Source organism: Prescottella defluvii, from assembly GCF_000738775.1.
Taxonomy (GTDB): domain Bacteria; phylum Actinomycetota; class Actinomycetes; order Mycobacteriales; family Mycobacteriaceae; genus Prescottella; species Prescottella defluvii.
Genome location: NZ_JPOC01000158.1, coordinates 1 through 490, shown reverse-complemented (window position 1 = coordinate 490; position 490 = coordinate 1). Strand labels below are relative to the sequence as shown.

General features: G+C 66.7%; 1 pseudogene. It reads right to left on the bottom strand.

Features of this window, described 5'->3' with window-relative positions:
- Positions 1-391: pseudogene (locus IJ15_RS0124190) on the bottom strand (protein translocase subunit SecD); the annotation flags it as partial.
- Between the last annotated feature and the right edge of the window lie 99 nt (positions 392-490).

The window sequence follows — 490 nt, the reverse complement described above, 5'->3', positions numbered from 1 at the left end:
CGGGGGCGGCCGCGGCCTGCGAACCGATCACCGGGCGGATGTACAGACGCGCGGTCTGGCCCAGCGAACGGGCCTGCGAACTGTCGTCGCCTGGCACCGTGATGACGAGGTTGTCACCGTCGACCACGACCTCGGACCCCGAGACGCCCAGACCGTTGACGCGGGTCTCGATGATCTGCTGTGCCTGCCGGAGGCTGTCCTGGCTCGGCGTGCTGCCGTCAGGTGTGCGCGCGGTGAGGGTGACTCGTGTCCCGCCCTGCAGGTCGATCCCCAGTTCCGGGGTAGGGGACTTGTCTCCGGTGAAGAAGACCAACGCATACAGCGCGGCGACGATCGTCGTGAAAACGGCGAGCGCGCGTACTGGATGCACCGATCCTGTCGAAGGTGCCACGATCTGTCTGTCTCCTCGGTACGTGCGGTTCAGGTGAATGACGCAAGGGGTCGAAGATTCTCACTGCCCCTGGGCGAGCCGAGCGTGAACACGCCCCCG